This is a genomic window from Myxococcaceae bacterium JPH2, from assembly GCA_016458225.1.
Lineage (GTDB): Bacteria > Myxococcota > Myxococcia > Myxococcales > Myxococcaceae > Citreicoccus.
Genome location: JAEMGR010000001.1, coordinates 756,215 through 779,999 on the forward strand (window position 1 = coordinate 756,215; position 23,785 = coordinate 779,999).

The following is a 23,785-nucleotide window of genomic DNA, read 5'->3' on the forward strand; positions in this document are numbered from 1 at the left end:
GGGCCCCTCCAGGAGCCACGCCATGCCACGCGAGACCGTTGCCCTCTCCACCTCGGATGGCCCTTGTCAGACCGAGGTCTTCACGCCCGAGGGCTCGGGCCCCTGGCCGGCGGTCCTCTTCCTGATGGACGCCCCGGGCCCGCGCCCCGCGCTGTTCGACATGGCCGAGCGGCTCACGCGCCACGGCTACCTCGTCCTGCTGCCGGACCTGTACCACCGCGCCACGCTGCCCTACACGCCGCAGTCCATCCGCGAACTCATGCGGACACCGGAGGGTGAGAAGCAGTGGCGCACCCAGTACGCCGACCCAGCGATGGCGCAGGAGAACTTCCAGACCGACCTGCGCGCGATGCTCGACTACCTGCCGACCCGGCCGGACGTGCGCGCATCGGGCGTGGGCGTGACGGGCTACTGCATGGGCGGCCACCTGGCGCTGCGGACCGCGGGGCTCGCGCCGGAGCGAGTCGTCGCGGCCGCCTCGTTCCACGGTGGATATCTGGCCACGGACACCGCCGCGAGCCCTCACCTGCTCGCGCCTCGGATGAAGGCCCAGGTGTATGTGGCCTGCGCGGACAATGACCGCTCCTGTCCGGACGACATGAAGCAGCGCCTGGACGAAGCGCTGACGGCGGCGGGCGTGGTGCACACCGTGGAGACCTACGCGGGCGCGCGGCATGGCTTCGCCGTGCCGGGAAACCCCACGTATGACGAGGCCGCCAGCGAGCGCCACTGGAAGGCCCTGCTCGACCTCTTCGAGCGCACGCTGCGCCCCCGCGCGTGATGCTCAGGAGGGATTGAGTTCACCCGCGCGACGCTCCAGCTCGCGCACGGCGAAGTCGATGAACGCGCGGATGCGTGGCGTCTCGCGCAGATCCGCGTGGACGCCCAGCCGCACTGGCAGCACCGGGCCGGGCTGCGGGGTCGCCACCCGGCGAAACATCGGGCGTGCGTCCGCCAACATGCGCGGCAGCACCGCGAGCGCCTCGCCCGCCTCGACGACCGCGAGCTGGGAGCGGATGCTGTTGGTGCGCACGTTGCGCCGGGCCTCGGGGGCGATCGCGCGCAGCCACCCTGACAGGGACAGCTTCCCGGGCAGGTCGTTCAGCAGGACGATGGCGTGGCCCGCGCCGCCCTCCGCGAAGTCCGGCGCGCCATGTGCCTTGAGGTACGCCTGCGAGGCGTACAGCCCATACGAGACGTCGGCGACCTTCCGCTCGATGAGGGACTCCTCGTCGAACGTGCCGAAGCGAATGGCGATGTCCGCCTCGCGGCGCGCGAGGTTGTAGCGGCGCTTGTCATTGACGAGGTCCAGGCTCACCAGCGGGTGCTGCGCACCGAACCGAGCCAGGAGCGGTGCCACCACGTAGTCCCCGAGCCAGTCGATGCTCGTCACCGTGATGGTGCCCTCCAGGCCCGTGTCGCGCGCGGCCACGCGCCGCTCGATGGCCAGCGCGCCCTCCTCCATGCGCTCCAGGCTCTCCACGAGCGCGGCGCACAGCGGCGTTGGCGTGAGTCCGCTCGCGCCCCGCTCGAACAGCTTCACGCCCAGGGCCTGCTCGAAGGCATCCAGCCTTCGGCCCACGGTGGGCTGCGTGGAGCCCAGGGTCCGCGCCGCAGCGCTCAGCGAGCCCTGCCGCACCACGGCGAGCACGATTCTCAGGTCGTCCCAATCCATGTCGCCCCAGCCACGTCCGCGGTCCGCTCGGTCATATACGGTTTCGTATGAGGCCCCTACGGAATCATGGGCGGAAGCGCGCGGCGCGAATCCGTACATCTCCCTGCATTCCGGAAGCGCACTCCCCGCGCCTCTCGCCAGGAGCCTCGCCATGCCCTCCGCCGTCGCCAGCCTCACCCTCGCCGCCACCCTCGGACTCGCCCCCACCGCTCCCACCGCTCCGACCACGCCGCTCACGTCGCGCCTGGACCGGGCCATCGATCGCGCGCTCGCCGAGCACCGCATCGTCGGCACCGTGGTGCTGGTCGCGAAGAACGGCCAGCTCGTCTACCACCGCGCCGCGGGAGACGCGGACCGCGAGGCCCACCGCCCCATGCGCGAGGACTCGCTGTTCCGCCTCTCTTCGCTGACGAAGGCGCTCGTCTCCACCGCCGCGCTGGCCATGGTCGAGCGCCACCAGCTCGACCTGGATGACCCCGTCACGAAGTGGATCCCCACCTTCCGTCCCAAGCTGGCGGATGGCACCACGCCCACCATCACGGTGCGCCACCTGGTGACGCACACCGCGGGCCTCACCTACGGCTTCATGGAGCCCGCGGACAGCCCGTACCACCGCGCGCAGGTCTCTGACGGACTGGACGCCCCGGGCCTCTCCATGGAGGAGAACCTGCGGCGCATCGCCTCCGTGCCGCTGTCGTACACGCCGGGCACGCGCTGGGGGTACTCCGTCGCCACGGACGTGCTCGGTGAGGTCATCGCCCGCGCGGCCGGCGCCCCGCTGCCGCAGGTGGTGGAGCGCCTCGTCATCCGGCCCCTGGGCCTGAAGGACACGAGCTTCCAGGTGCGCGACGTGGCCCGGCTCGCGGCGGCCTACGCCAACGCGACACCCGAGCCCGTGCGCATGGGCGAGGAGCACGTGATTGCCTTTGGTCCCAGCGGCGTGCGCTACGCACCGGGCCGCGTGTTCGACCCGAACTCCTTCGCCTCGGGCGGCGCCGGCATGGTGGGCACCGCCACCGACTTCTTGAAGTTCCTGGAGGTGCTGCGCCAGGGCGGAGGGAAGGTGCTGACGGAGTCCACCACGCGACGCATGACGGTGCCGCAGACGGCGCCGGAGACCGAGTCCCTGGGGCCCGGCTGGGGCTTCGGTCTGGGAGTGGGTGTGCTGGTGGATCCAGCCAAGGCGCACAGCCCGCAGCCCGTGGGCACCGTGCAGTGGATTGGCGCGTACGGACACACGTGGTTCATCGATCCGAAGAACCACCTGACCGTCGTCGCGCTCACCAACACGGCCATCGAGGGCATGGCGGGACAGTTCCCCAACGACATCCGCGACGCCATCTACGACGCGAAGCCGTGAGGTCCCCGCTCAGGCGGTGCGCACCACCCCGCCCACCACCTGGACGGGCCACGGCGTGAGCCGCGCGCCCGAGCAGGGCCCGCCCACGCACAGCCCGTCCTCGGGTTGGAACAGGGCGCCGTGCCACGAGCACGCGATGAGGCGCCCATCCGGCGTGAGGTAGTCATCCAGCTTCTGCGCGAGCGGCAATCCGGCGTGAGGGCAGCGGTCCACGTAGCCCCACACCGAGTCCCCGCGGCGCACGAGGAAGCCGTGGAAGAAGGCCTCCCCTATCTGGAGCACGAGGTTGCGCGCGCCGGGCTCTCTCAGCGAGTCCAGCGTGCACAGCGCCACGTTGGCCGGCGTGGAGAAGACCCGCGAGCGGCCCTGCGTCGACTCGGAACTCAGGGCAGCCTGGCCTTCTGGAAGCCCGACCAGCAGTGGTCGTAGTCGGACTGGAGCGCGGCGGTCTCCATGGCGAAGCGCGTGGGCCGGATGACCCACCGCGACTCGAACATGAAGGCGAGCGTGTCCTTGATCTTGTGCGGCTGGAGGTCCACCCGCACGGCCTGCTCGTAGCTCGACTGGTCCGGCCCGTGGCCGCTCATGCAGTTGTGCAGCGACGCGCCGCCCGGAGAGAAGCCCCCAGCCTTGGCGTCATAGGCGCCGTGCACCAGCCCCATGAACTCGCTCATCACGTTGCGGTGGAACCACGGGGGCCGGAAGGTCTTCTCCGCCACCATCCAGCGCGGCGGGAAGATGACGAAGTCGCAGTTGGCCGTGCCCGGCACCTCGCTGGGCGAGGTCAGCACCGTGAAGATGGACGGATCCGGGTGATCGAAGCTCACCGTCCCAATGGTGTTGAACCGGCTCAGGTCGTACTTGTACGGGGCAAGATTGCCGTGCCACGCCACCACGTCCAGCGGGGAGTGGTCGAACTCGGAGACCCACAAGCGGCCCTGGAACTTCTGCACCACGCGCGTGGGCCGGTCGATGTCCTCGTAGGCCGCGACGGGCGTGAGGAAGTCGCGCGGGTTGGCCAGTCCGTTCGAGCCGATGGGCCCCAGGTCCGGCAGGCGGAAGGGCGCGCCCAGGTTCTCGCAGATGTAGCCCGCCACCGGACCGTCCGGCAGCTCGGCGCGGAAGCGCACGCCGCGCGGCACCACGCCCACGTCACCGGGCGCCAGCTCCAACACGCCCATCTCCGTGACGAGCCGGAGCCGGCCCGCCTGCGGAACGAGGAGCAGCTCGCCGTCGGCGTTGAAGAAGACCTTGTCGGTCATCGACCGGTTGGCGAGGTACAGGTGGATGGCGATGCCCGCGCCCGTGCCCGGGTCACCGTTGCCGGCGTAGGTGACGAGCCCCTCCACGAAGTCCCGAGGCTCCGCCGGCATCGGCTGCGGACTCCAGCGCAGCCGGTTGGGCGACGGCGCAACCTCGTCGAACGGGCCGCCCCGCAGGAGCCCCTGCGGATGCGGCTGGAACGGCGGATGGTTCGCGCTCGGGCGGATGCGGTAGAGCCACGAACGCTTGTTCTCCCGGCGCGGCGCCGTGAAGGCCGTGCCCGAGAGCTGCTCGGCGTACAGCCCGTAGGGCGTCCGCTGCGGCGAGTTCTGCCCCTGAGGAAGCGCTCCGGCCACCGCCTCCGTCGCGAACTCGTTGCCGAACCCCGAGAGATAGCCGCCCGACGCGGGCTTGAGGCCCGAGCCGGTTACCGCCCGTGTTTCCGTGTCCGTGGTCACCTGAGTCTCCTCCGAAGCGCGCCGAGGGATTTACCGCGCCGGGTCGACCTTGATGACCCCGCGACGAATCTGATCCAACTCGATGGACTCGAACAGGGCCTGGAAGTTGCCGTTGCCGAAGCCCTCGTTGCCCTTGCGCTGGATGATCTCGAAGAAGATGGGCCCGAAGAGGTTCTCGGTGAAGATCTGCAGGAGCAGGCCTTCCTTCTCGCTGCCGTCGATGAGGATGCGGTTCTTCCGCATCCGGGGCAGGTCCTCGCCGTGGTTGGGGACGCGCTTGTCCACCAGGTCGTAGTACGCGTCCAGGGTGTCCTGGAGCGCCACGCCCCGCGCGCGCAGCCGCTCGACGGTGCCGTAGATGTCCGGGGTCGTCAGCGCCAGGTGCTGGATGCCCTCGCCGTTGTACTGGCGGATGAACTCCTCGATCTGCGACTTGTCATCCTGGCTCTCGTTGAGCGGGATGCGGATGGCGCGGTCCGGGGCGATCATCGCCTGGCTGAACAGCCCCGTCGCCTGCCCCTTGATGTCGAAGTACTTCTGCTCGGTGAAGCCGAAGATGCGGTTGTAGAACGTCGACCAGGTGCGCATCTGGCCCCGGCGCACGTTGTGCGTCAGGTGGTCCAGCGTCTCGAGCCCCACGTTGTTGCGGGCCTCGGCCTCGACGGCGCCCGGGATGGGCTGCCACGCGTCATAGAGCGAGCCCTTCGGGCCGTAGCGGTCCACGAGATACAGCAGGCTGCCGCCGATGCCCTCCAGCACATAGGAGCCCTGCCCCAGCGCGCCGCGCGCGGGGTCCGCCGCCTTCGCGCCACGCTCCAGCGCCAGCTCGTAGGCCGCGCGGGCGTTCTCCACCCGGAACGCCATGCCGCTCGCCGAGGCGCCGTGCGCCGTGCGGAACTCGGCGGCCTGCCCGGTGGGCTCGCGGTTGATCAGCAGGTTGATGTCGCCCTGCTTGTAGCGGATGAGGTCCTTGGTCGGGTGCTTGGCGTTGGCCGTGAAGCCCAGCCGCTCCAGGAGCTGCACCATGACCTCGGGCGCGGGGCCCGTGAACTCCACGAACTCGAAACCGTCCAGCCCCAACGGGTTCTCAGGGGTAATCGCCATGGCACCGCCTCCGTCTGTGTCCTGGGAGCGCCCGAACGCAGGGCTCCGTCTGCCTCGAACGTAGGAACGGGCACTCTCCAGCGAAAGTACAAAGATGGCCGAGAGATTGTCAGGGGATTGCACTGACTGGGCGCCCACACGGGCGGTCTCAGCCCACCTGCGCGCACCCACGCGAGGGGCGCTCCCTGCCAGCGTCAGCGATTGAACGGCGTCTCCTGGATCCAGTTGAACCCTCGACTCACGAGGGGCAGGCGCGTCTCGTCCAGCTTGCGCAGCCGGAAGGAGACGGGGGTGTCCCGGAGCGTGCCCTCCAGCAGGAGGTGCTCCGCATCGAGGGCCGTGTAGTGGAAGCTCAGTGAGGTCGCGGCGGGACCCGAGCCCTCGCGCAGGACGAGCGACTGTGCCTGGGGGTCGATCTCCGCGGTGAAGCGGCTCATCGTGTCGCCCACCGTCCGGACCCACACGCGATTGCGCAGGATGACGGCGACGTAGCGCCAGGGCAGCGGACTCTCTCGCGGCAACAAGGCGGGGGCCTGTCCCTCATGCGGCACGGACTCCACCTCGTAGAGGCCGTACAGCGGGGGCTTGGGGGCCGCCTCGCCAAACTTCGTGCGGAACTCGAGCGACTCCCCCACGTTGTTCCACACCATCCACCCGACCACGAGGAGCTTCAGTCCCCGAAGGCCCCACGTCTCTCGCCACGAGAGCGTGAAGGGCAGGTCCAGGCCCACGGGATGCGTCGCGCGGTTCAGCACCAGCACGTCCGCCAGCCGGCGCAGGTCGGGCAGCAGCAGGAACACGGCGAGCAGCAGCAGGTGCGAGGAGTAGAGCTTGACCGGCACGTCGTAGAAGAAGTTGAGCGCCACCACGTTGGACATCACGCCCACGACGACCAGCGCCCCCAGCGTGGTGGTGCGACGCGTGAACAGCAGCAGCCCGCCCAGCACCTCGGCGCTGCCGGTGAAGAGGTTGTAGCCGGTGGAGTACCCCATGAAGGTCCACAAGAGGCCCATGGGCGAGAGCTCCCCCAGCGGCTCCATCAAGCGCCCGGGGTTCGGCGCGGGGAACTGCAGCTTGATGACCTTCGCCATGCCGTAGCTGAGCATCGCGGCGGCGAGCACGTAGCGCACCAGCGTGCGCAGCACGTCATGGGCTTTCACATACTGGGGGCGGCGCCAATCCCAGACGGACCACGCCGCGGTGACGACGCCCGCCAGCGCGAGGTACAGCAGGAGCTGCACGTAGTTGTACGTGGTGTCGCCGCTGCCATTCTGGAAGGTGGTGATGTCCGCGCCCAGGTGCAGCACGTGCTTTCCCACCCAGGGCACGGCCACATGCCAGACCTGCTCATTGAGGAAGCCGGAGACGAGCGCTCCGCTCGGCAGCGACTCCATCAAGAAGGAGAAGCCATAGAGGCAGAGGTAGGCGCACGCGAAGCGGAAGGCGATGCGGCGCGCGAGGCTCCACGCAGGCGCGGGCTTCGGTGGCTCCAGGGGGGAGGACTCCCCTCCTGCGTGGACAGCGTGGGGCTCGATACCGACGGGCTGCGGCACGACAGGGGTCATGGGACGCTCCTGGCGCGAGCATAGTCAACCGCGCCAGACCGCCCAATGACACCCTTCAACCCGCATCATTCTTGAAGAGCCACATGAGGTGCTCCGCGAACTGCTGGAGCGTCTTCACCTCGGCGGGCGCGGCGAGATAGTATTTGCGCTCGTAATCCTCGACGTCGCCGGGGCCCAGCGCGCGGCTGCCCACGTCGAGGCTCACGTCATAGAGCCCCTTGAACTTCTCGATGTCGAACGGCTCGCGCCCCGATGTGGCGCGCGCCTGACGGATCGCGGCGCGCTCCTCCTCACGGCGCTTGTCGCGGGCCTGCCGCAGCTCCTTGAGGGTCTCCTCGGCGGTCTTCGGTACGAACTTTCCTTGAGTCGTCATGGCTGTTCCCAGTCGTTGAGCCCGTCACCGTCGCTCATTGTTTCGAGTGCGCGTCCAAGGCCTGTTCGAGCGTCTTGCCTTGGTAGGCCTCGAGCGCCACCCGCGTCTTCTCCGCCACGGCGTCCGCGCCCGGGAAGCCCTGCGCCTTGATTCCATCCACCTGCTTCTCGATGAACGTGGTGTCGATGACCGTCGCCTTCACCTGCGCGATGTCCTCGCGCGGATCCGCCCCGACCGCCTTGTCGAACAGCGCCTGCTTCTCCGCCGTATCCGGCCCCATCCACTTGCCGTCACGCTTCTCCGCGACCAGGGTCTGCTGCCCCTTCTCATCCGTCACGTAGAGCTTGTAGTCGGTGATCTGCTTGTTCTCGATGACGCCCTGGAAGCGGCCTTCCTCGGGGCCCTCGTCCCGCCCCATGAGCAGGTCCCGCCGATTCTGGCGCACGCCATCGAAGCCGCCGCTGACGGGCGCGAAGGGGACCAACGGATCCGCGGTGCCCGGCTTGCGGGTGAGCACGCGGACGCACGAGGTCTCCAGCGGCACCTCCAGGTCGATGAGCTTGAGCTTCCGGGTCCCGATGTCCTTGAGCAGCCGCGGGATGTCATTGGCGCCCGCGAAGCGCTTGTCCATCACGAGCGAGCTGTCCGGCTTGTCCAGCATCGCCCGCTCCACGCGCTGGGACATCGCCGAGCCTTCCCAGTGCGACTGCTGGGTGCTGATCTTCCCTGCGTGCGCGGCGACGAGCTGTGCCTTGAGGGGGTCCGGGTTCATCGCGCCCCGCGTCTCCCCATCCGTGTCGAGCACCTTCTGGCTCAACGCGGGGTCCTTCTTGACGGTCGTGCTCTTGCCGGAGGCGGTGTTGCCGCGCAAGGCATAGACGACGCCCTTCTCGCCGTGGTCCGCGATGCGCTTGGACAGCGCCTCGGCGTGGCCCACCGCATCCCCGACAATCTTGTCCTGGAGTTTGAGGCGCTCGGGAACCCAGTTCGAGCGGTCAATCATGAAGGGGAACAAGTCCTTCGCGGGCAGCTCCTTCAGCGTGAAGGCCTCGTGGGACTCCACCTTGCCCCCTGAGTGCTCCAGGATGGCCTGACGGGCCGCATAGGTCCCGGGCGCGGTCCCCGTGGGGTCCGCCTTCTTGAGCTTCCCCAGCAGCTCCTTCGCGTTGTCGGGCGTCACCTTCTCCGTGGTGACCTTGCCCTCGACGGTCAGCGTGATTTCGTTGCCCTTGGTCGCGAAGGTCGCGCCCGCCCCCGAGGCCGCGCGGGGCCGGCCCAACGGCATGCTCTTGGCGACATGCTGCTCGGGCCTGGCCGGCTCGACCAGCGGGTGGGGACTCGCCTTGTCGCTGAAGCTGGAGCCCTGCGTCTTGGCCTGCGCCGCCTTTCCCGCGGCCTCCGCGTGGGACGTGGCCTTGGTGGCGGCGAGCTGCGCGGTCTTGACGTGGGTTTGGAGCGCCTCGAGGTGCGCGGCGTCCTTGCTCTCCGTCGGAGACTTCGTCGCCTCGGTGAGCGCGGCCTTGGCCTGGTCGAGCGCGGCGTGGGCCTGCTTCGCGGCGTCCTGGGCCGCCTTGGCCGCGGTGCTCGCCTCCTCGGGGGTGCTGGCCGTCTTCACCGCATCGAGCGCGGCGCGGGCTGCCTCCTCCGACTTCGTCGCCTGCTCGGCGGCGCCCTGTCCCTTGGCGAGCGTCGGGTGCGACGAGGTGTTCTTCACCGGCTTCGAATTGCCACCGCCCTCGACTCTCATCACGCGCTCCTGCTCATGAGGCGACCCGGCTCGGGCCGGCGCGGGGAGAGCGCCGGTCCGAGGCCGCGACATCATTCCTGCTAGCAGGGGCATTGTCGCGGGGGAAACACCGCGAGTTGCCCCGCGCGGACGCGGGTGTCGTCCGTTCACCACTTCACTTCACCCGGGGTTGCTCACGCGATGGCGTGCCCCTCCGCCTTGACGCCGGAGTTCGTGAAGACGTTCAGCGTGGGCTCGTCGCCTAATCCGGAGCGCCGGCCCGGGGCGTCGGGGCGAGCCATTGGCGCAGGGCCCCCGGCGCGACCGCGCGGTAGATGGTGCCGTGGGTGAGGTCCGGCCGAGGCTCGTAGCGCCACCGCAGCCCCTTCGAGGGATGGGCCTTCAACGCCTCCGCCAGCCGCGCGGTCTGGGGCGCGATGTTGTCCTCATCCGCGGAGGACAGGTAGAGCGCGCCGCGCGGCCCCGGCTGGCGCGCGAGGCGCTCCGCCGCCTTGCGGACCAGTTCGTCGCGGTTCCACCACAGGCTCGGACTCAGGGCGATGTAGCTGTCGAACAGCGAGGGTTCGAGGAAGAAGGTCTCGACGATGAACAGGCCGGCGAGCGACTCACCGATGATGGCCCGCTCCTCGGACACGCGGTAGCGCTGGCGCACCTGGGGCATCAGCTCGTCGCGGATGAAGCGGCGGAACGCGGCCGAGCCACCCACGCGCGGCGCGATCTTCCGGTCCTCGGCCACGCGCGTCGGGCCCGTCATGTCACGGCGACGCTCGGTGTTCTCGATGCCCACCACGATGAACGGCCGCAGCTCACCGGCGCGAATGCCCGCGTCCACGGTGGCGGCGACGTGCGGGAAGTCCTCCTGCGCTCCACCGTCCGGCATGTACAGCACGGGATAGCGGGTGGTGGCGCCCGGCGCGTCGTAGCCCGGCGGCAGGTAGACGAGGATGTGCCGCTGCTCCTTGAGCACGGTGGAAGCAAGCGTCAGCGACACATGCGGAGGCGCCTGCTCGGCAGGAGGCTCGGCGGCGGGCTCCGCGTGGGCCAGCGCTCCCATCATGAGCAACAAGGACAAACACCAGCGCGACAACGGCATCACAACAGGCTCCTCGGGTGACGTTCGCGAGAACGACCCGGAGTGTAGCCCCATGGACCTCGACACGCTCCGTGCTTGTTTCGCGCCGCGGCTGAGCGACATCATCGCGGGATGAACAAGGTCGAGCTGGTCCACGCGGTCGCCCAAGTCTTCCAGTTGATGGGGCCCCTCGTGTGCGGAGTCATCCTGGGCGTCCTCCACAAGAGGTTCGCGCTGCCCAAGATGACCGAGTTTCTCCAAGAGCGCGCCTGGCTGCTGTACTCGCCGCTCAACGTGGCGATGAACATCGTCTTCGTCCTCGTGAACCTCGGCATCGCGGTGGCGAGTCACGAATCGAACGTGGCGACGACGCTCGCCTGGGCGGCGGCGCATGCCTCGGAGCTGCCGATTCCGCTCTCGCCCGAGCTGCTGCGGATCGCCTCCTACGTCTCGACCTTCCTCTGCGGTCACGCGCTCGGAGCCTTCCCCACCAGGCCGACGGAGTCGCTGGAGGACACGGCCCCTCTCGGCGCCCGCGCCAAGCGTTCCTCCTGACCCGAGTCCTCTGAAACGAGCGCTTCCCCACGCGCGAGCTGTCAGGTTCGTGGGGCTCGGGCTGTAGGGGACCGCTGCACTCGCTGGAGGCTCTTCGTGACACCGCTCCCCGACTGGCGTCCCCATGCCCTGGATGGCGCCTTGCTGTGGTTCCACCCAAGCACGGGCACGCACGTGCGCATCGACAGCCCGGGCACTCGGCACCTGCGGCGCCGGGCCCCACGGCTGGTCCTCTTCGGCATCACCAACGCGTGCAACCTGACCTGCGGCTTCTGCTCCCGGGACCGCGCGGCGCGAAGTGACTGGACCCCGGACTCGGCCTTCGAGGTCCTCGCCGGACTCGCCCGGGCCGGCACGCTGGAGGTCGCGTTCGGCGGCGGAGAGCCGCTGGCGTTCCGAGGCTTCGACACCCTCGTGGAGCGCCTCGCCACCGAGACGCCGCTGGCCATCCACCTCACCACGAACGGCACGCTGCTGAGCGACGAGCGGCTGGCGCGACTGGCCCCGCACCTGGGCGAGGTGCGCGTGTCGCTCTACGACGACAACGCGTGGGAAGAGACGGTCCCGCACCTCGCGCGCGGGGGGGTGACGTTCGGGGTGAATGTCCTCGCCACGCCCGAGCGACTGGAGGCGCTGCCCGCGATGCTGCACCGGCTGCGCGACCTGGGGTGCCGCGACGTGGCCCTCTTGCGCTACGTGGGCCCCGAGGCGCGGCTCCACCTGAACGCGCGCGACGAGGCGCGACTCACGCAAGTGGTCGCCGAGAGTCCGCTCCGGACCCGGCTCTCTGTCTGCTTCGGTGACGCGCTCGTCGAGGTGCCTCGACTGTTCGACGGGGACTGTGGCGCGGGCCTCGACTTCGTCACCCTCACCTCGCAGCGGGAGCTCAAGGCCTGCTCCTTCCAGTCGCGAGGCATCCCCATCGCCTCGGCGGAGGACGTGCTCGCGGCGTGGGCCCAGCGCCCGGACACACTCGCCTCGGCGGCCCCGTTGCGCGGCTGTGCGCGCGCGGGCGTCCCGGCCGCGGCATCGCTGACTCCGGGCGTGCGCGTGTGGCGGGGCTTCTCGGGGAACAACAGCGGCGACTGCCTCCTGGTGGGCCGCTTCGAGACCGCGCAGCAGGCCTCGGACCTGGTCGATGCCCTCGCGCTTCCCTTCGACCCGAAGCGTCGGGGCTACCCCGAACCGTGGCTGCGATTGCTGGAGGCCGAGGGCATCCACGTCACCGCAGACGAGACGCCCCCCGAGGCCCTCTTCTCCGTCGGGAAGACCGTCATGTTCTACACCGACATGACGCTGAGCGATGACTTCCCCTCGCTGCGGAGGCTCGTCTGGAAGCGCGGGGGACGGGAGGTCCACTCCTCTGTCCACGGTCATTCGCAGACCTCCTTGGCGGTCGGCTTCACCGCCGGCTCCGAGCGCGCGCTCGAGGCGCTGGAGGTCGAACTGGCCAGCGAGGACGTGGGGAGCTTCGCCACGGATGCGTCGGCGTCGGTCCTCTTCGGCGTGGTCCCCTTCTCGATCGCCACGGACCACAGCGAGGCCCTGCTCCCACGTGTCGAGTGGTTGAAGTCCCTGGCCGAGCGACATGACGCGCGCCTGGCGGCGGAGCTGGTGGAAGCGCCCGATGAGACGCTGCTGCCCCTGCGGCTCGCCATCCAGCGTCAGCCCGAGGGCCCCGAGCGCCTGTGGCTCAAGTTCCCCAGCGATGACTCGGCGACGCGCTTCGGGCGGAACCTGGGCGGCGACTTCCGCGTGGCCGGGCAGCACATCCTCATCGAGGCGCCGCATATCGGACCGCGGCTGGGACAGCTCGCCCTGAAACACGGCGGCACCGCGCGACTCCTCACGAGCCTTCACATCGAGATCGCGGCGTTCTTCTCGAACACGAAGCTCGAAGCCGCTGAGTTCACGTCGCGGTTGCGGCCCTACATGAAGCCCGAGGATCAACTCACGGTCACCTCGGTCCACGCCAAGCACGTGACCCTCGCGGTCAACACCCTGGAGCCCCTGCGCGTGCTGCCCGCGCTCATCGAGCTGGGGCCCCTGCTGGGTGAGAAGCCCTGGGTACGGCTGGGCGCGGCGAATCCCCTCGCGGAGAGCCTGCGGCGCATCCGGCGGGAGCTGCTGGCGAAGCACCGCTGAGCGGTGGCGTGTCGGATGCCTCGGCCCGAACACCCACCTTCTCGTTCCCATCTTCTGGGTTGACACCTTGGAGCGAAGGCGGGCATGCCAGGGCCGCCATGCCATCCTACGAGCAGCTGTTCGAGAACAACCGCCGCTGGGCCGCCGAGAAGACGAAGGGTGACCCCCAGTACTTCGAGCGCCTGTCCGCGGAGCACAATCCGGACTACCTCTACATCGGCTGCTCCGACAGCCGTGTCCCCGCCAACGAAATCATGGGCGTGGAGCCCGGCGAGGTGTTCGTCCACCGCAACGTGGCGAACCTGGTCAACAACGTCGACCTGAACGTGATGGCGGTCATCAACTACGCCGTCCGCTACCTGTCGGTGAAGCACATCATCGTGTGCGGCCACTACGGCTGCCAGGGAGTGCGCGCCGCCATGCAGCCGCGCGACCTGGGCATCCTCAACCCCTGGCTCCGCAACGTGCGCGACGTCTACCGTCTGCACAAGGCGGAGCTGGACGCGCTGGCGGATCAGGAAGCGCGCTACGCGCGGCTCGTCGAGCTGAACGTCACCGAGCAGTGCATCAGCATCATCAAGACCGCCGCGGTGCAGCGCTCCTACGTGAACGGCGGGTTCCCCACGGTGCACGGCTGGGTCTTCGACATGCGCACCGGGCACCTGAAGGACCTGCAGCTCGACTTCCCCCAGCTCCTGCGCGGCGTGCAAGAGGTCTACAACCTCACCGACAAGGACACCATCTTCTGACGCCACTCGGCGGCATCACGCCGCCGCCGAGCACCGCCCACCCGACGTCGCGAGACGCGGGCGCGGCGAAGCAGGAGGTACGGCCAGGCGCTTCGAGCCATCCGCCTGTGCCGCCCCCCATGCCTGGGGACGCCTTGGGGCCCTTGCTCCGAGGGACCTCGCACGTCGCCGGGCGGCCCCGGACCCGCTGGGGAATGCGGAGTCCGGTGAGCACGCCCCGTCCCTGGGCATGCGAGCAGCCACCACGACGAGAGCAGCGCACGCGTCGGCCAGACATGGCACCATGCGCGCCGTCCGCCGGTCCGTCATGCCCTTCACCCCACAGTTCTGGAAGTCAGGCCACGCAAGGCTCGTGGGAGCCGTGTGCCTCGCGCTCGGGCTGGCGTGTTCTCGGGAGCGGCCTCGGCCCCTCGTGCATGACGCCTACGTGTGGCAGCGCGAGTGGTCGCCCGAGCTGAGCGAGGCTGTGCGTGAGGCGCCCGCGCAGGTGGGCGTGCTGCGGGTGCTGGCCCGCGAGTTCTCCGGGCCGGAGCGCGTGCGCGTGGACGTGCCCGTGGACGTGGAGGCGCTGGCGCGCGGAGGTCGCGAGGTGGTGGCGGTGATGCGCGTGGATGGCACGGCGCCCCTGGAGGGGCTCTCGCTGCAAGAGGTCGCGGCGCGGGCTCGGGAATGGCGGGCGCGCGGCGTTCGGGTGCGTGGCGTCGAGGTGGACCACGACTGCGCCACGGCCTCGCTCGGGGCCTATGCCGACTGGCTCGAACGCGAGCGCGCCTCACTGGACGGACTGCGGCTGTCCATCACCGCGCTGCCCACCTGGGCCTCCTCGCCGCGCGTGGCGCGACTGGTCTCTCTGCCGGATGAGGTCGTCCTCCAGGTGCACGCCGTGCGCGCGCCCACGCTCTTCACGCCGGAGCAGGCGCGAGCCTTCGCGGAGTCCTGGGCCAAGGCCACCCACCATCCCTTCCGTCTGGCATTGCCGACGTACCGCGCGAGGCTGCGCGATGGCACCCGGCTGGGCGTGGAGCCTCGGGACGTCGGCCGCTTCCTGGCCTCGCTGCGCGAGGATCCGGTGGAGGGCGTGGAAGGCATCGTGTGGTTCCGGCTCGGCTCGCGGGGCGACCTGGATGCGTGGAGTCCGGCCACGCTGGCGGCGGTCCTGACCGGCGGCTCGCTGGACGCGCGGCTCTCTCCTCAGCTGGTGGACGCGGGCCATGGGACGCGCGACATCGTCCTGGAGAACACCGGTCTCGTGGACGCGGACGCGCCGTCCCGGCTCTCTCTTTCTGGAAACATCGAGGTCCTCGAAGGCGTGGCGGGATACGCCTCGCAAGGGACCTCGCTCGTGGCGCGCACGCCTCCTCGCCTGCGCGTCGGTGAGCGTCGCATCGTGGGCTTCGTGCGAGGAACCGAGGTGTCCCTTGTCGCTCCGTAGTGTGTGGCTGTCCTCTCTCGTCGCCGTGACGCTGCTCGCGCCTTGGCGCGCCGCGCGCGCGTGCGGGCCCGACTTCCCGCCCTTCCTGCTCAACGACCGCGCGAGGACGCTGGCCGAGCTTCCCGAGGGCTCCTTCGCCCTCGAAGCGTCACGGCTGGTGCCTCGCCCCGAGAAGCCCTTCCCCGTCATCGAGGACTGGGAGGAGCCCAAGGGGGCGCGGGTGGGCGGCGGGGCCCAGGAGACGCAGCTCTACCAGGCCGGCGCGGAGGCCTATCAGCAGGGATACATCCTGAAGGCGCGCGAAACCTTCCAGGCCGTCCTCGCACTGCCGGCCGAGCAGCGTCGCCGCTTCTCCACCTTCGCGCGCTACATGCTGGGCCGCACGTCCGGCGCGGGCTTCCAACAGGAGGCCGTGCCGAACTTCCGCGAGGTGCGCGAGCTGGCGCGCCAGGGGTTCGAGGATCCGCTCGGCCTCGCGCTGGCCAGCTTCGGCGAGGAAGCGCGCTTCCTCCTGGAAGCGGGTGATGACGCGGGCGCGATCCGCCTCTACGCGGAGCAGGCGGCGCATGGCAGTCAACACGCGCAGACGTCGCTGCTCCTGGTCGCGCGAGCGCTCACAAGGGATCAGGCCCGGCTGAAGAAGGCGCTGAAGGACCCGGTGGCGCAGCGACTGATGACGGCCTATGTGTGGACTCGCGCCCGCGAGTGGGACGGCTCGGACGACCATCGCATCGAGCGCGTGGCGAAGACCCTCGACGCGCTGGCGGAGGTGCCTGGGCTGGCGGGCGCGGACCAGCTCGCGGCGGCCGCATGGCGAGCGGGCCGCTTCGAGCAGGCCGAGCGCTTCGCCGGACTGGAGCACACGCCGCTCTCGACCTGGGTGCGCGCCAAGCTCGCGCTGCGGCGAGGCGACGCGGCGGAGGCGGAGCGACTGCTCGCGGAGGCCTCGGCGGGCATCCCCGCGTCGGAGGACTGGACGGGCGAGGGCCCCATCGCCGACTTCCGCCCGCACCTGCGGCTGGAGGGAGAGCGCGCGGTGCTCGCACTCGCGCGCGGTGACTTCGCGCGCTCGGCGGAGACGCTGGTGGAGACCTGCTACTGGCCGGACGCGGCGGAGGTGGCCGAGCGCGTCCTCACCGTGGAGGAGCTGAAGAAGCTGGTGGCGACCCACGCCGCGTCCACCCAGGTCCGCACGGTCGCCGAGCAGGCCGGGCTGAACTGCGCGCCCTTCGCGCCCTACGGTGCGAAGGAGAAGAGCACGGCGGAGATGCTGCGGAGCGTGCTCGCGCGGCGCCTGCTGCGCACGCACGCGGACCAGGAGGCGATGGAGTACTTCCGAGGCACCGAATGGGAGCAGCCGGCGCGTGAGTACACGGACCTCCTCGCGCGGGCGCGGAGCACGTCCAACGCCGTCGACAAGGCGCAAGCGCTGTACACGGCATCGCGGCTCGCGCGGCGCCTGGGCATGGAGCTGCTGGGGACCGAGGCGTCTCCCGACTGGGCCTGGACCGCGGGTGACTACTCCCTGGACACGAACGAGGAGTTCAGCACCCCGGATGACTCCATGCGCGAGGTGCTCTCCCCCGTGCTGAAAGGAACGCCGCTGCTCTCGGACGCGGAGAGCGCTCGGCGCAAGGCCCATGCGCCGCCTTCGCCCCTGCGCTTCCACTACCGCTCGACGGCGGCGGACCTCGCCGAGGAGGCCGCGGCGCTCATGCCACCGCGCAGCCAGGCCTACGCGATGCTGCTGTGCCACGCGGCGCGCTTCACGGCCTCCACCGACTCCGCCCGAGGCCAACGGCTGTGGCGCACCTATCTCCAGAAGGGCGCGGCCATCCCGGGGACCTGGCAGTTCGGACAAGCGTGCCTGGAGCCGGACTTCAACAAGGTCCGGGAGACCCAGTCCAAGCTCTCCCTGCCGTGGAAGAACGTGCGGCGCCGCACGCTGGCCGCGGCCCTGGGGGGCGGCATGCTGCCGCTCGCGATGGGCGCCGCGCTGTGGCTGCGCCGCCGACGTCAGGCGCCGTGAACTAGAGGACATTCGCGGTCCTCCGAGTGGGCGCGCAGGGTGCTCCCCCCTTGCGCCCCACGGCACATCTCCCTATCCGAGCGCCATGAACAGACGATGTGATGTGCGGCTCGTGGTGTTGGTTGTCTCCTTGCTGGCGGTTCCCACCGCCCTCGCCACGGGAGGCAAGGGCATGACCTGGACGAAGATCGACCATACCGCTGGCGTGGATCTCGTGGGGTGCTCGAACTGCAATGCCTATCAGGGTGAGACCGCGTGCACCGCCGTCCTGCCCGTGCTCTGTCTCAAGCAGGATGGCGCGCCCGTGCCGCCCGGCATCACGCCGGACTTCTACAACGGCTGGACCGGCGCGAATCTCGCCACCACCCTGCCCGTGTCGGGCACCTCGCTGACGAGCCTCGCCGTCGCCAACCAGTTCTGCGCGAGCGCGTTTGGTACCGGATGGCGCATGGCCGAGTTCCACGACGGCGGGGGCGGATGGAACTGGTACGCCTACGGCAACGTGCGCGGAGATCTCCGGTTCTGGACGTACATCAACGGCCAGAACGCGAACTGCTGGAACCCGTAGCCGCGCCCAGTCCCTCCGTGGCGGCGAGGAAGTCGCGCACGTGGGTGAGCACCAGTCGGATCTTCGGAATCTCGGCCAGGGCCTCGGGCACGCTGATGCGCACCGCGTGAACGCGGCCGACCTCCTCGGGCAACACCGCCACCAGGGAGTCTGGCGGAACGCCGGGGTCGGGGAGGTCCACGCTGGGCACCAGCCCGATGCCCTGCCCCGCCAGGCAGCAGGTGCGGATGAAGTGGATGTCCGGCGTGATGAGCGCCGGCTCGACCGTGAACAGCGCACCGCCCACGCGCGGCCACTGACGCGCATCCGCGTGCGGCGCCTCCCAGGCGAACAGCTCGTGCTCTCGCAGCGCCTCCACCGAGTCCGGGGTCCCTCGACGCTGGAGGTACTCCGGGCTGGCGACGAGCCCCTCGCGCACTCGCATCACCACGAAGGACAGCCACGGTCCCTTGGGCACGTCCTCGCCAAAGTGCGCCGCGAGGTCCACGTCCTCGAGCGGCTCGCTCAGCGGATCCGCGCTGAAGCGGGCATGCACGCGCAGCAGCGGATAGGCCGCGCGCAGCAGGCCCAGCAAGGGGCTCAGCAGATGCGGCGGGAGCCCCACGGGCAGCACCACTCGCAGCACGCCTGACGGGGCCTGCCCCACCTCGCGGATGGAGGCCAGGAGGGCGCTCGTCTCCTGCATCATCACGCGCCCGCGCCGCGCCAGCACGCCGCCCGCATCGGTCAGGACGATGCCCTGGCTGGTGCTCTTGAGCAGGGGCACGCCTGCGCGCGCCTCCAGCGCCTCCACCCGCCGACGCAACGTCGTCCGCGACACGCCCAGGGCATCCGCGGCAGCCAGAAACGAGCCCGTCTCCGCCACATCGAGAAAGGCGCGCAGCTCTTCCAGGTCCATGCTCGCTCCTCGTGGCCGCGAGTCTAATCGCATCCACGCGGGCCCTGGAGCGGCGCGGCGACTTCCCATCCCGCAACAGAGCGGACAAGAATCACGCCGCTCCACGTTTCATCGGGAAGGAGGCGCCACGGCACCGGGCCGGGGCACCTCTTCTCCCCGCACATCCCGTTCCCGCCCTCCCCTGATGATCCATCCCCGCTCCGCCGCCACGCTGGTCGTCGTCGCCCTCCTCCTGCTGGGAACCTCCGCCACCGCGGCCCAGCGCCCGCTGCGCGTGCGAGGCGTCACACGGGTGATGGAAGCCTGGAAGGACTCTCAGCACCTCTACGTGAAGGGCGACGTGGGCGCCTCCGACGAGCAGCTCCGCGAGCTGGAGGTCTGGCTGACCCAGAAGGCCCCCCACTGGACGGTGGTGCTCGCCAACGACGCGGAGCAGGAGCGCTTCACGGACGCCGCGGGCACTCGCTACGAGGGCGTCGAGGCCGCGAAGCAGGCGCTCGGAAAAGGGCTCTCGAATCGCACGAACTTCGGCGCCTTGCGACATCCGGACACGGACGAGCAGGACGGCGCCATCTTCCTGCTCTCCCTGCGCGAGCGGAACCTGTCGTATTTCGGCTCGGACGCGATGGACAAGCGCGGGCTCGGCGAGTCGCACTGGCAAGGCGAGCTGGATGCCTCGGCCATCGCCGCCATGCGCAGCGGAGGCCGGGTCCTCGACGCGGTGCGAGACACCATCACCACCATCCAGGGACGCTTGGCGCAACAGCTCCAGAAGGAGCGCGAGGCGCGGCAGGCGGAGCTGAACGCCGTGCGCGGCTCGCTCCAGGAGCTGGGTTCGGAGCTGGACACGCTCACGGCCCGGCACCGCACCTTGTTCGAGGGGCACCCGCCCGAGGGCGTTCGTCAGGCGAATCCGGACCTCGAGGGCATGCGAACCCGGCTCGCCGAGGCCCTCGGCCATCTCGAACCCGAGGCCCGCGCGCGCCCCGAGGTCGCGAAGACCCTCCAGGCCGAGCTGCGCGTGGCCCTCACCCGGTCGAGCCAGGAGCTGGCGGAGTGCATGGAGGCCCTCACCCAGCAGCACCAACGCGAGGCGGAGCTGAACACGCTGCTGGCCCATCCCCTCAAGCCCATGCTCCTCCCGGAGCTGGAGACCGCACGCGTGGAGGTCGAGGCCGCGCGCGTCGCGGTGACGGCGATGGCGCCCGACTACGCCAAGCGCCTCGAGAGCGCCGCCGCCCGGATTCGCGAAGCGCGCACCCGGCTCGACACCCTCGTCGCGAGTCAGCAGCGACTCCAGGAGCTGCCGGAGCTGGTGGAGACGCTCTCCCGACACACGCTCGCCTCGGTGGCCCAGGCACCGCTCGCCACCACGCGCGAGGCGCAGCAACAGGCCCACGCGGCCTTCGAGCAGCAGGACCGGGCCCGCTTCCTCCAGGAGCTCACTCGGGCCGACGCGGCGCTGGAGTCCGCGCGAGTGGCCATCCAGAACGCGGAGGGCGCGCGAGCGCTGCGGGTGCTGGGCATGCTCATCGCCACGGTCACCGCGATGGTGCTGCTCATCCGCGCGCGTCGCCGCCGCAACCGCCACGCCAAGGAGGCACTCGCGCTGCTGTCCCAGTGGCGCACCGCCCTGGATGAGAAGACCCAGGCGCTGTTCGGCATGCTGGAGCGCACGCACCTGGTCGCCGGCGCCAGTCAGGAGGACATCCGCGCGCGCTATGAGGGCATCACGCAGACACGCGCCTTGAAGCTCTCCTCCGACGTGGACGAGCTGTTCCTGTTGTCCGTGGCCGCCACCCGCGTGCTCTCGGCCGCGGAAGAACAGCTGGAGGCGCGAGGAGCCTGGAGCGCCCTCGCGGCCCACCTCACGACCGGGCGCTACATGCGCGCCGTGAGCCTGCTGCGGGATCAACCCATCGCCTTCGAGCCAGACGACGGCGTCGAGCTGGTGCTGCGCGGGGGGCGCACGCAGGCGCAGAAGCTCATCGGCAGCCTCTCCAGCTATCAGCCCTTCTCGCTCTCCTTCGCGGCGCTCGTCGAGGCATTCAATGGGCGAGCGGGGAGCGCGGCGGCCGCACTGGAGGCCCTGGAGAAGTCGACCGAGCGCACCCAGGAGAGCGTGTCCGCGATGGAGCGCGTCCTCGCGGAGCTGAGCGCCCTGGCCGCGAAGGGGTCCGTGCTCCACGCGCCCTCGCTTCAATCGCGCGTCACTCCCGCCCTGGAGACGCTCCTGGCGCAAGCGCGCCCCCTGCTCGCGAAGGATCCGCTCGCCGCGCTGGAAGGACCGCTCACCGCGGCTCGCCGACTGCGCGACGACGCGGAGGCCCTCCACGCCGCGCTCGAACGAGGACAGCGCGAGCTGCTCCCCGCCACCGAACAGGCGGCCACCGCGCTCGTGGGCCTGGCCTTGTCTCGCGCGTGGCTCGATACCGGCCTCGCCGCGCTCGCCCGACAGGCCGAGGACATCGCCTCGGCCCTGGTGAAGCGCGAAGCAGGCGCGGACATCCAAGCGCTGACCGTGGCGATGGAGCGGCTGCGCGACCGGAGCGCCCAGGCCGAGACGCTCGCGGGCGAGGCCGTCCGTGTGAAGGCGGAGTTGAGTCGCTCGGCGAAAGACGCCGACACGGCGCGAACGGAGCTGGGCCACGCGCTGGGGCTGCCGGCCTCGGCGATGCTGCGCGAGAAAGATGAGAACCCCTCCGCCCCACTCTCCGCGGGCGTGGCCGCGCTCGCCAAAGCCCTCGTGGGATTGGGGAGCGGCGAACTCGGCCCCGTGCGCGAGCAACTCGCCACGGCCCAAGCCCGCGTGACCGACGCGGATGCGATGGTCGTGAAGGCTCGCGAGGCCGCGGCGCGCTACCCGTCCCGCCTCCGCGCGGCCCAAGCCCTGCTCGGGGACATGAAGGCCCAGCGCGCCGAGCATGAGGTTCGGCTGGGGAGCGCCCTCCCGCGCTATCAGCCCGCCGCCCTGAAACTGCGCGCGGGCGATCCCACCCATCCGCACGCGAACGGCACCGTGCACGACAACCTCCAGGAGGCCACGGCCTGCTGGGGGCAAGCGCAAGAGGCGCTCGAAGCGGCGCCCTTGGCCCACGCGCAGGGACACCTGCTCGAAGCCGATGCGCTCCTCGGTCAGGTCGAGGGCTGCTGCGCGCTCGTGCAGCACCGCCTGACGGAGCTGGCCGAGAAGCTCCAGCAGCTCGAGGCCCTGGAGGCGCGCAACACGGAGCAGCTCGCTGTCACGGAGCAGATGGCCCAGCAGTGTCTGGCCCTCACCACCGACCGCCGCACCTCCTCGTCCACGATCGCCAACATCACCCGCGCCCAGCAGGACCTCACGCGGACGCGAGACGCGGTCCACGCGCAGCCCGCCGAGCCCTTCGCCGCCGCCGAGCAGCTCACCGCCGTGGGCCAGGCCCTGCTGCAACTCCATCAGCGAGCCAAGGCCAATCATGAGGAGCACGCCACCGCCGAGGTGAGCCTGAAACTGACGCGCAAGGCGGTCGAGAACGCCGAGGGGCTCGCGCGCAAGGCCACCAAGGATGGCATCGCGGACAGCGCGGAGACGACGGGTGCCCGAGCCACCCTGGAAGCCCTGACGACCGCGCTCGCACGTGCGGACGCCACCTTGCTCGAAGCCCACGGCGACTGGGCGGCCCTGGACACCGAGGGAGATCGCATCGCGAACGCGGCCGCGAAAACGGCGGCCGTGCTGACGCGCGAGCTGCAGGCGGCGAAGCAAGCCATGGAGGTCGTGAACCAGGCCACGCAAGAGGTCCGCAAGGCCAGCCGCTGGCCGGGGGACTACGGGGTCGTCCTGAGGGGAGACGCGGGCACCCAGCTCCTCACGAGCGCCCGCACGGCGCTGAACGCGGGAGACTACGCGGTCGCCACCGCCTACGCCCGACAGGCCGAAACGCGGGCCCTGGAGGCCCTTGCCGAGGCCGAGCGCGTGGTGGAGCGACACCGTCGCGCGGAGGCCGCACGCCGCGCGGAGGAGCGACGCCATCGACACGAGGAGGAAGCCCGTCGCCAGCGCGAGGAGCGACACCGTCGCCAACACGCCTCCGCGCACACCACCCACTTCTCCTGGAGCAGCAGCAGTAGCAGCAGCGACTCGTCGTCCTCATCGAGCAGCAGCGACGACTCGGGCTTCTCCAGCTCCTCGTGGAGCAGCGACAGCGGCGGCAGCAGCGGAGGTGGCAGCGACGACGGTTCCTCGTCGTCGGGGGGTGGCTCCGGCTTCTCCAGCTCCACGTGGTGAGGGGCTCTCGCGGAGCCCCGGCCGCGTCACGTGACGAAGGTCTTCTTCACGTCGTCGTTCTTCGAGAAGTAGCGAATCCAGAGGGACACCACCGCCACGGAGAAGACAGAGCTGAACATCAGGCGGGCTGTTCCCATCTGGGCATAGCCGCTGGAATTCATCATGACGCCAATGACCGGCACGAGGACGTTCCGGAGGATGAAGGCGCAAGCAAAGAAATACGTCATGTGCCGAGGCACCCAACGACGACGTCTGAGAAAGGCCACCGTCAAGATGACGGCATAGACGGCCAGAGCGCCACGGCTGGCGAGGTTATATCCAGCAATGAAGAGCCACTCCTTGCTGGCCCAGATGTCTGCCCATTCCGCGCCCTGGGCCTCCCGGCAGGTCGACACGACTTCGGCGAAGAAGTAGACGACCTGCCCGGTCAACAGCAGCAGCGCGAGCCACATCCAGCCGCTGAGTCCTGGGCGCACTTGGGGCCGAGTCATCTGGACACACGCGTGGCACAGGCTGGACTCGACC

General features: G+C 70.3%; 19 protein-coding genes. 9 read left to right on the plus strand and 10 right to left on the minus strand.

Annotated elements, in window-relative coordinates; genetic code table 11:
- Nucleotides 1-22: 22 nt before the first annotated feature.
- The gene (locus tag JGU66_03190; protein MBJ6759751.1) at nucleotides 23-781 is read left to right on the plus strand and encodes a dienelactone hydrolase family protein; all 759 of its coding nucleotides are present in this window, start codon (nucleotides 23-25) and stop codon (nucleotides 779-781) included.
- 3 nt (nucleotides 782-784) lie between these two features.
- Here JGU66_03190 and JGU66_03195 read toward each other — a convergent pair whose 3' ends face one another.
- Complete coding sequence (locus JGU66_03195) at nucleotides 785-1,675, minus strand: LysR family transcriptional regulator (protein MBJ6759752.1); 891 nt, start codon at nucleotides 1,673-1,675, stop codon at nucleotides 785-787.
- Nucleotides 1,676-1,826: 151 nt separating this feature from the next.
- On the opposite strand from JGU66_03195, the gene JGU66_03200 reads away from it, so the two are divergent.
- Complete coding sequence (locus JGU66_03200) at nucleotides 1,827-3,035, plus strand: beta-lactamase family protein (GenBank protein MBJ6759753.1); 1,209 nt, start codon at nucleotides 1,827-1,829, stop codon at nucleotides 3,033-3,035.
- A gap of 9 nt (nucleotides 3,036-3,044) precedes the next feature.
- Here JGU66_03200 and JGU66_03205 read toward each other — a convergent pair whose 3' ends face one another.
- The 7 genes from JGU66_03205 to JGU66_03235 form a co-directional block, all read right to left on the minus strand.
- Nucleotides 3,045-3,422: a Rieske (2Fe-2S) protein gene (locus JGU66_03205; protein ID MBJ6759754.1), complete on the minus strand. Its 378-nt coding sequence runs from the start codon at nucleotides 3,420-3,422 to the stop codon at nucleotides 3,045-3,047.
- Nucleotides 3,419-4,756, minus strand: coding sequence for a homogentisate 1,2-dioxygenase (locus tag JGU66_03210; GenBank protein MBJ6759755.1), 1,338 nt, complete (start codon nucleotides 4,754-4,756; stop codon nucleotides 3,419-3,421). The genes JGU66_03205 and JGU66_03210 overlap by 4 nt, the downstream gene beginning before the upstream one ends.
- A gap of 30 nt (nucleotides 4,757-4,786) precedes the next feature.
- Nucleotides 4,787-5,860, minus strand: coding sequence for a 4-hydroxyphenylpyruvate dioxygenase (gene hppD, locus JGU66_03215; GenBank protein ID MBJ6759756.1), 1,074 nt, complete (start codon nucleotides 5,858-5,860; stop codon nucleotides 4,787-4,789).
- A 194-nt stretch (nucleotides 5,861-6,054) separates the two neighbouring features.
- Entirely contained in the window at nucleotides 6,055-7,425 is a 1,371-nt protein-coding gene (locus JGU66_03220) for a hypothetical protein (protein MBJ6759757.1), read from the minus strand.
- Nucleotides 7,426-7,480: 55 nt separating this feature from the next.
- On the minus strand, nucleotides 7,481-7,798 hold the full coding sequence (locus JGU66_03225) for a hypothetical protein (GenBank protein ID MBJ6759758.1): 318 nt from the start codon (nucleotides 7,796-7,798) through the stop codon (nucleotides 7,481-7,483).
- Between the two features lie 34 nt (nucleotides 7,799-7,832).
- Nucleotides 7,833-9,545: a hypothetical protein gene (locus JGU66_03230; protein ID MBJ6759759.1), complete on the minus strand. Its 1,713-nt coding sequence runs from the start codon at nucleotides 9,543-9,545 to the stop codon at nucleotides 7,833-7,835.
- Between the two features lie 241 nt (nucleotides 9,546-9,786).
- Nucleotides 9,787-10,638 (minus strand): alpha/beta hydrolase, encoded by an 852-nt coding sequence (locus JGU66_03235; GenBank protein MBJ6759760.1) that lies wholly within the window; start codon nucleotides 10,636-10,638, stop codon nucleotides 9,787-9,789.
- Between the two features lie 111 nt (nucleotides 10,639-10,749).
- Here JGU66_03235 and JGU66_03240 point away from each other — a divergent pair, with 111 nt between their 5' ends.
- The 6 genes from JGU66_03240 (at nucleotide 10,750) to JGU66_03265 (ending at nucleotide 18,095) form a co-directional block, all read left to right on the plus strand.
- The gene (locus JGU66_03240) at nucleotides 10,750-11,172 is read left to right on the plus strand and encodes a hypothetical protein (GenBank protein MBJ6759761.1); all 423 of its coding nucleotides are present in this window, start codon (nucleotides 10,750-10,752) and stop codon (nucleotides 11,170-11,172) included.
- A gap of 96 nt (nucleotides 11,173-11,268) precedes the next feature.
- The gene (locus tag JGU66_03245; protein MBJ6759762.1) at nucleotides 11,269-13,317 is read left to right on the plus strand and encodes a radical SAM protein; all 2,049 of its coding nucleotides are present in this window, start codon (nucleotides 11,269-11,271) and stop codon (nucleotides 13,315-13,317) included.
- 98 nt (nucleotides 13,318-13,415) lie between these two features.
- Nucleotides 13,416-14,066, plus strand: a complete 651-nt coding sequence (locus JGU66_03250) for a carbonic anhydrase (protein ID MBJ6759763.1) — start codon at nucleotides 13,416-13,418, stop codon at nucleotides 14,064-14,066.
- A 307-nt stretch (nucleotides 14,067-14,373) separates the two neighbouring features.
- A complete protein-coding gene (locus tag JGU66_03255; GenBank protein MBJ6759764.1) occupies nucleotides 14,374-15,498 on the plus strand; it encodes a DUF3142 domain-containing protein in 1,125 nt (374 codons plus the stop codon).
- Entirely contained in the window at nucleotides 15,485-17,527 is a 2,043-nt protein-coding gene (locus JGU66_03260; protein ID MBJ6759765.1) for a hypothetical protein, read from the plus strand. The genes JGU66_03255 and JGU66_03260 overlap by 14 nt, the downstream gene beginning before the upstream one ends.
- A gap of 85 nt (nucleotides 17,528-17,612) precedes the next feature.
- The gene (locus JGU66_03265; GenBank protein MBJ6759766.1) at nucleotides 17,613-18,095 is read left to right on the plus strand and encodes a flagellar hook-length control protein; all 483 of its coding nucleotides are present in this window, start codon (nucleotides 17,613-17,615) and stop codon (nucleotides 18,093-18,095) included.
- Here JGU66_03265 and JGU66_03270 read toward each other — a convergent pair.
- Nucleotides 18,061-18,993 carry a LysR family transcriptional regulator gene (locus JGU66_03270; protein ID MBJ6759767.1) on the minus strand — a complete coding sequence of 311 codons (933 nt, stop codon included), beginning with the start codon at nucleotides 18,991-18,993 and terminating at the stop codon, nucleotides 18,061-18,063. The genes JGU66_03265 and JGU66_03270 overlap by 35 nt on opposite strands.
- Before the next feature lie 184 nt (nucleotides 18,994-19,177).
- Here JGU66_03270 and JGU66_03275 point away from each other — a divergent pair, with 184 nt between their 5' ends.
- Nucleotides 19,178-23,260, plus strand: coding sequence for a hypothetical protein (locus JGU66_03275; GenBank protein ID MBJ6759768.1), 4,083 nt, complete (start codon nucleotides 19,178-19,180; stop codon nucleotides 23,258-23,260).
- Nucleotides 23,261-23,286: 26 nt separating this feature from the next.
- Here the strand turns inward: JGU66_03275 and JGU66_03280 are convergent, their stop codons facing one another.
- Entirely contained in the window at nucleotides 23,287-23,751 is a 465-nt protein-coding gene (locus tag JGU66_03280) for a DUF2569 family protein (GenBank protein ID MBJ6759769.1), read from the minus strand.
- Nucleotides 23,752-23,785 lie beyond the last annotated feature (34 nt).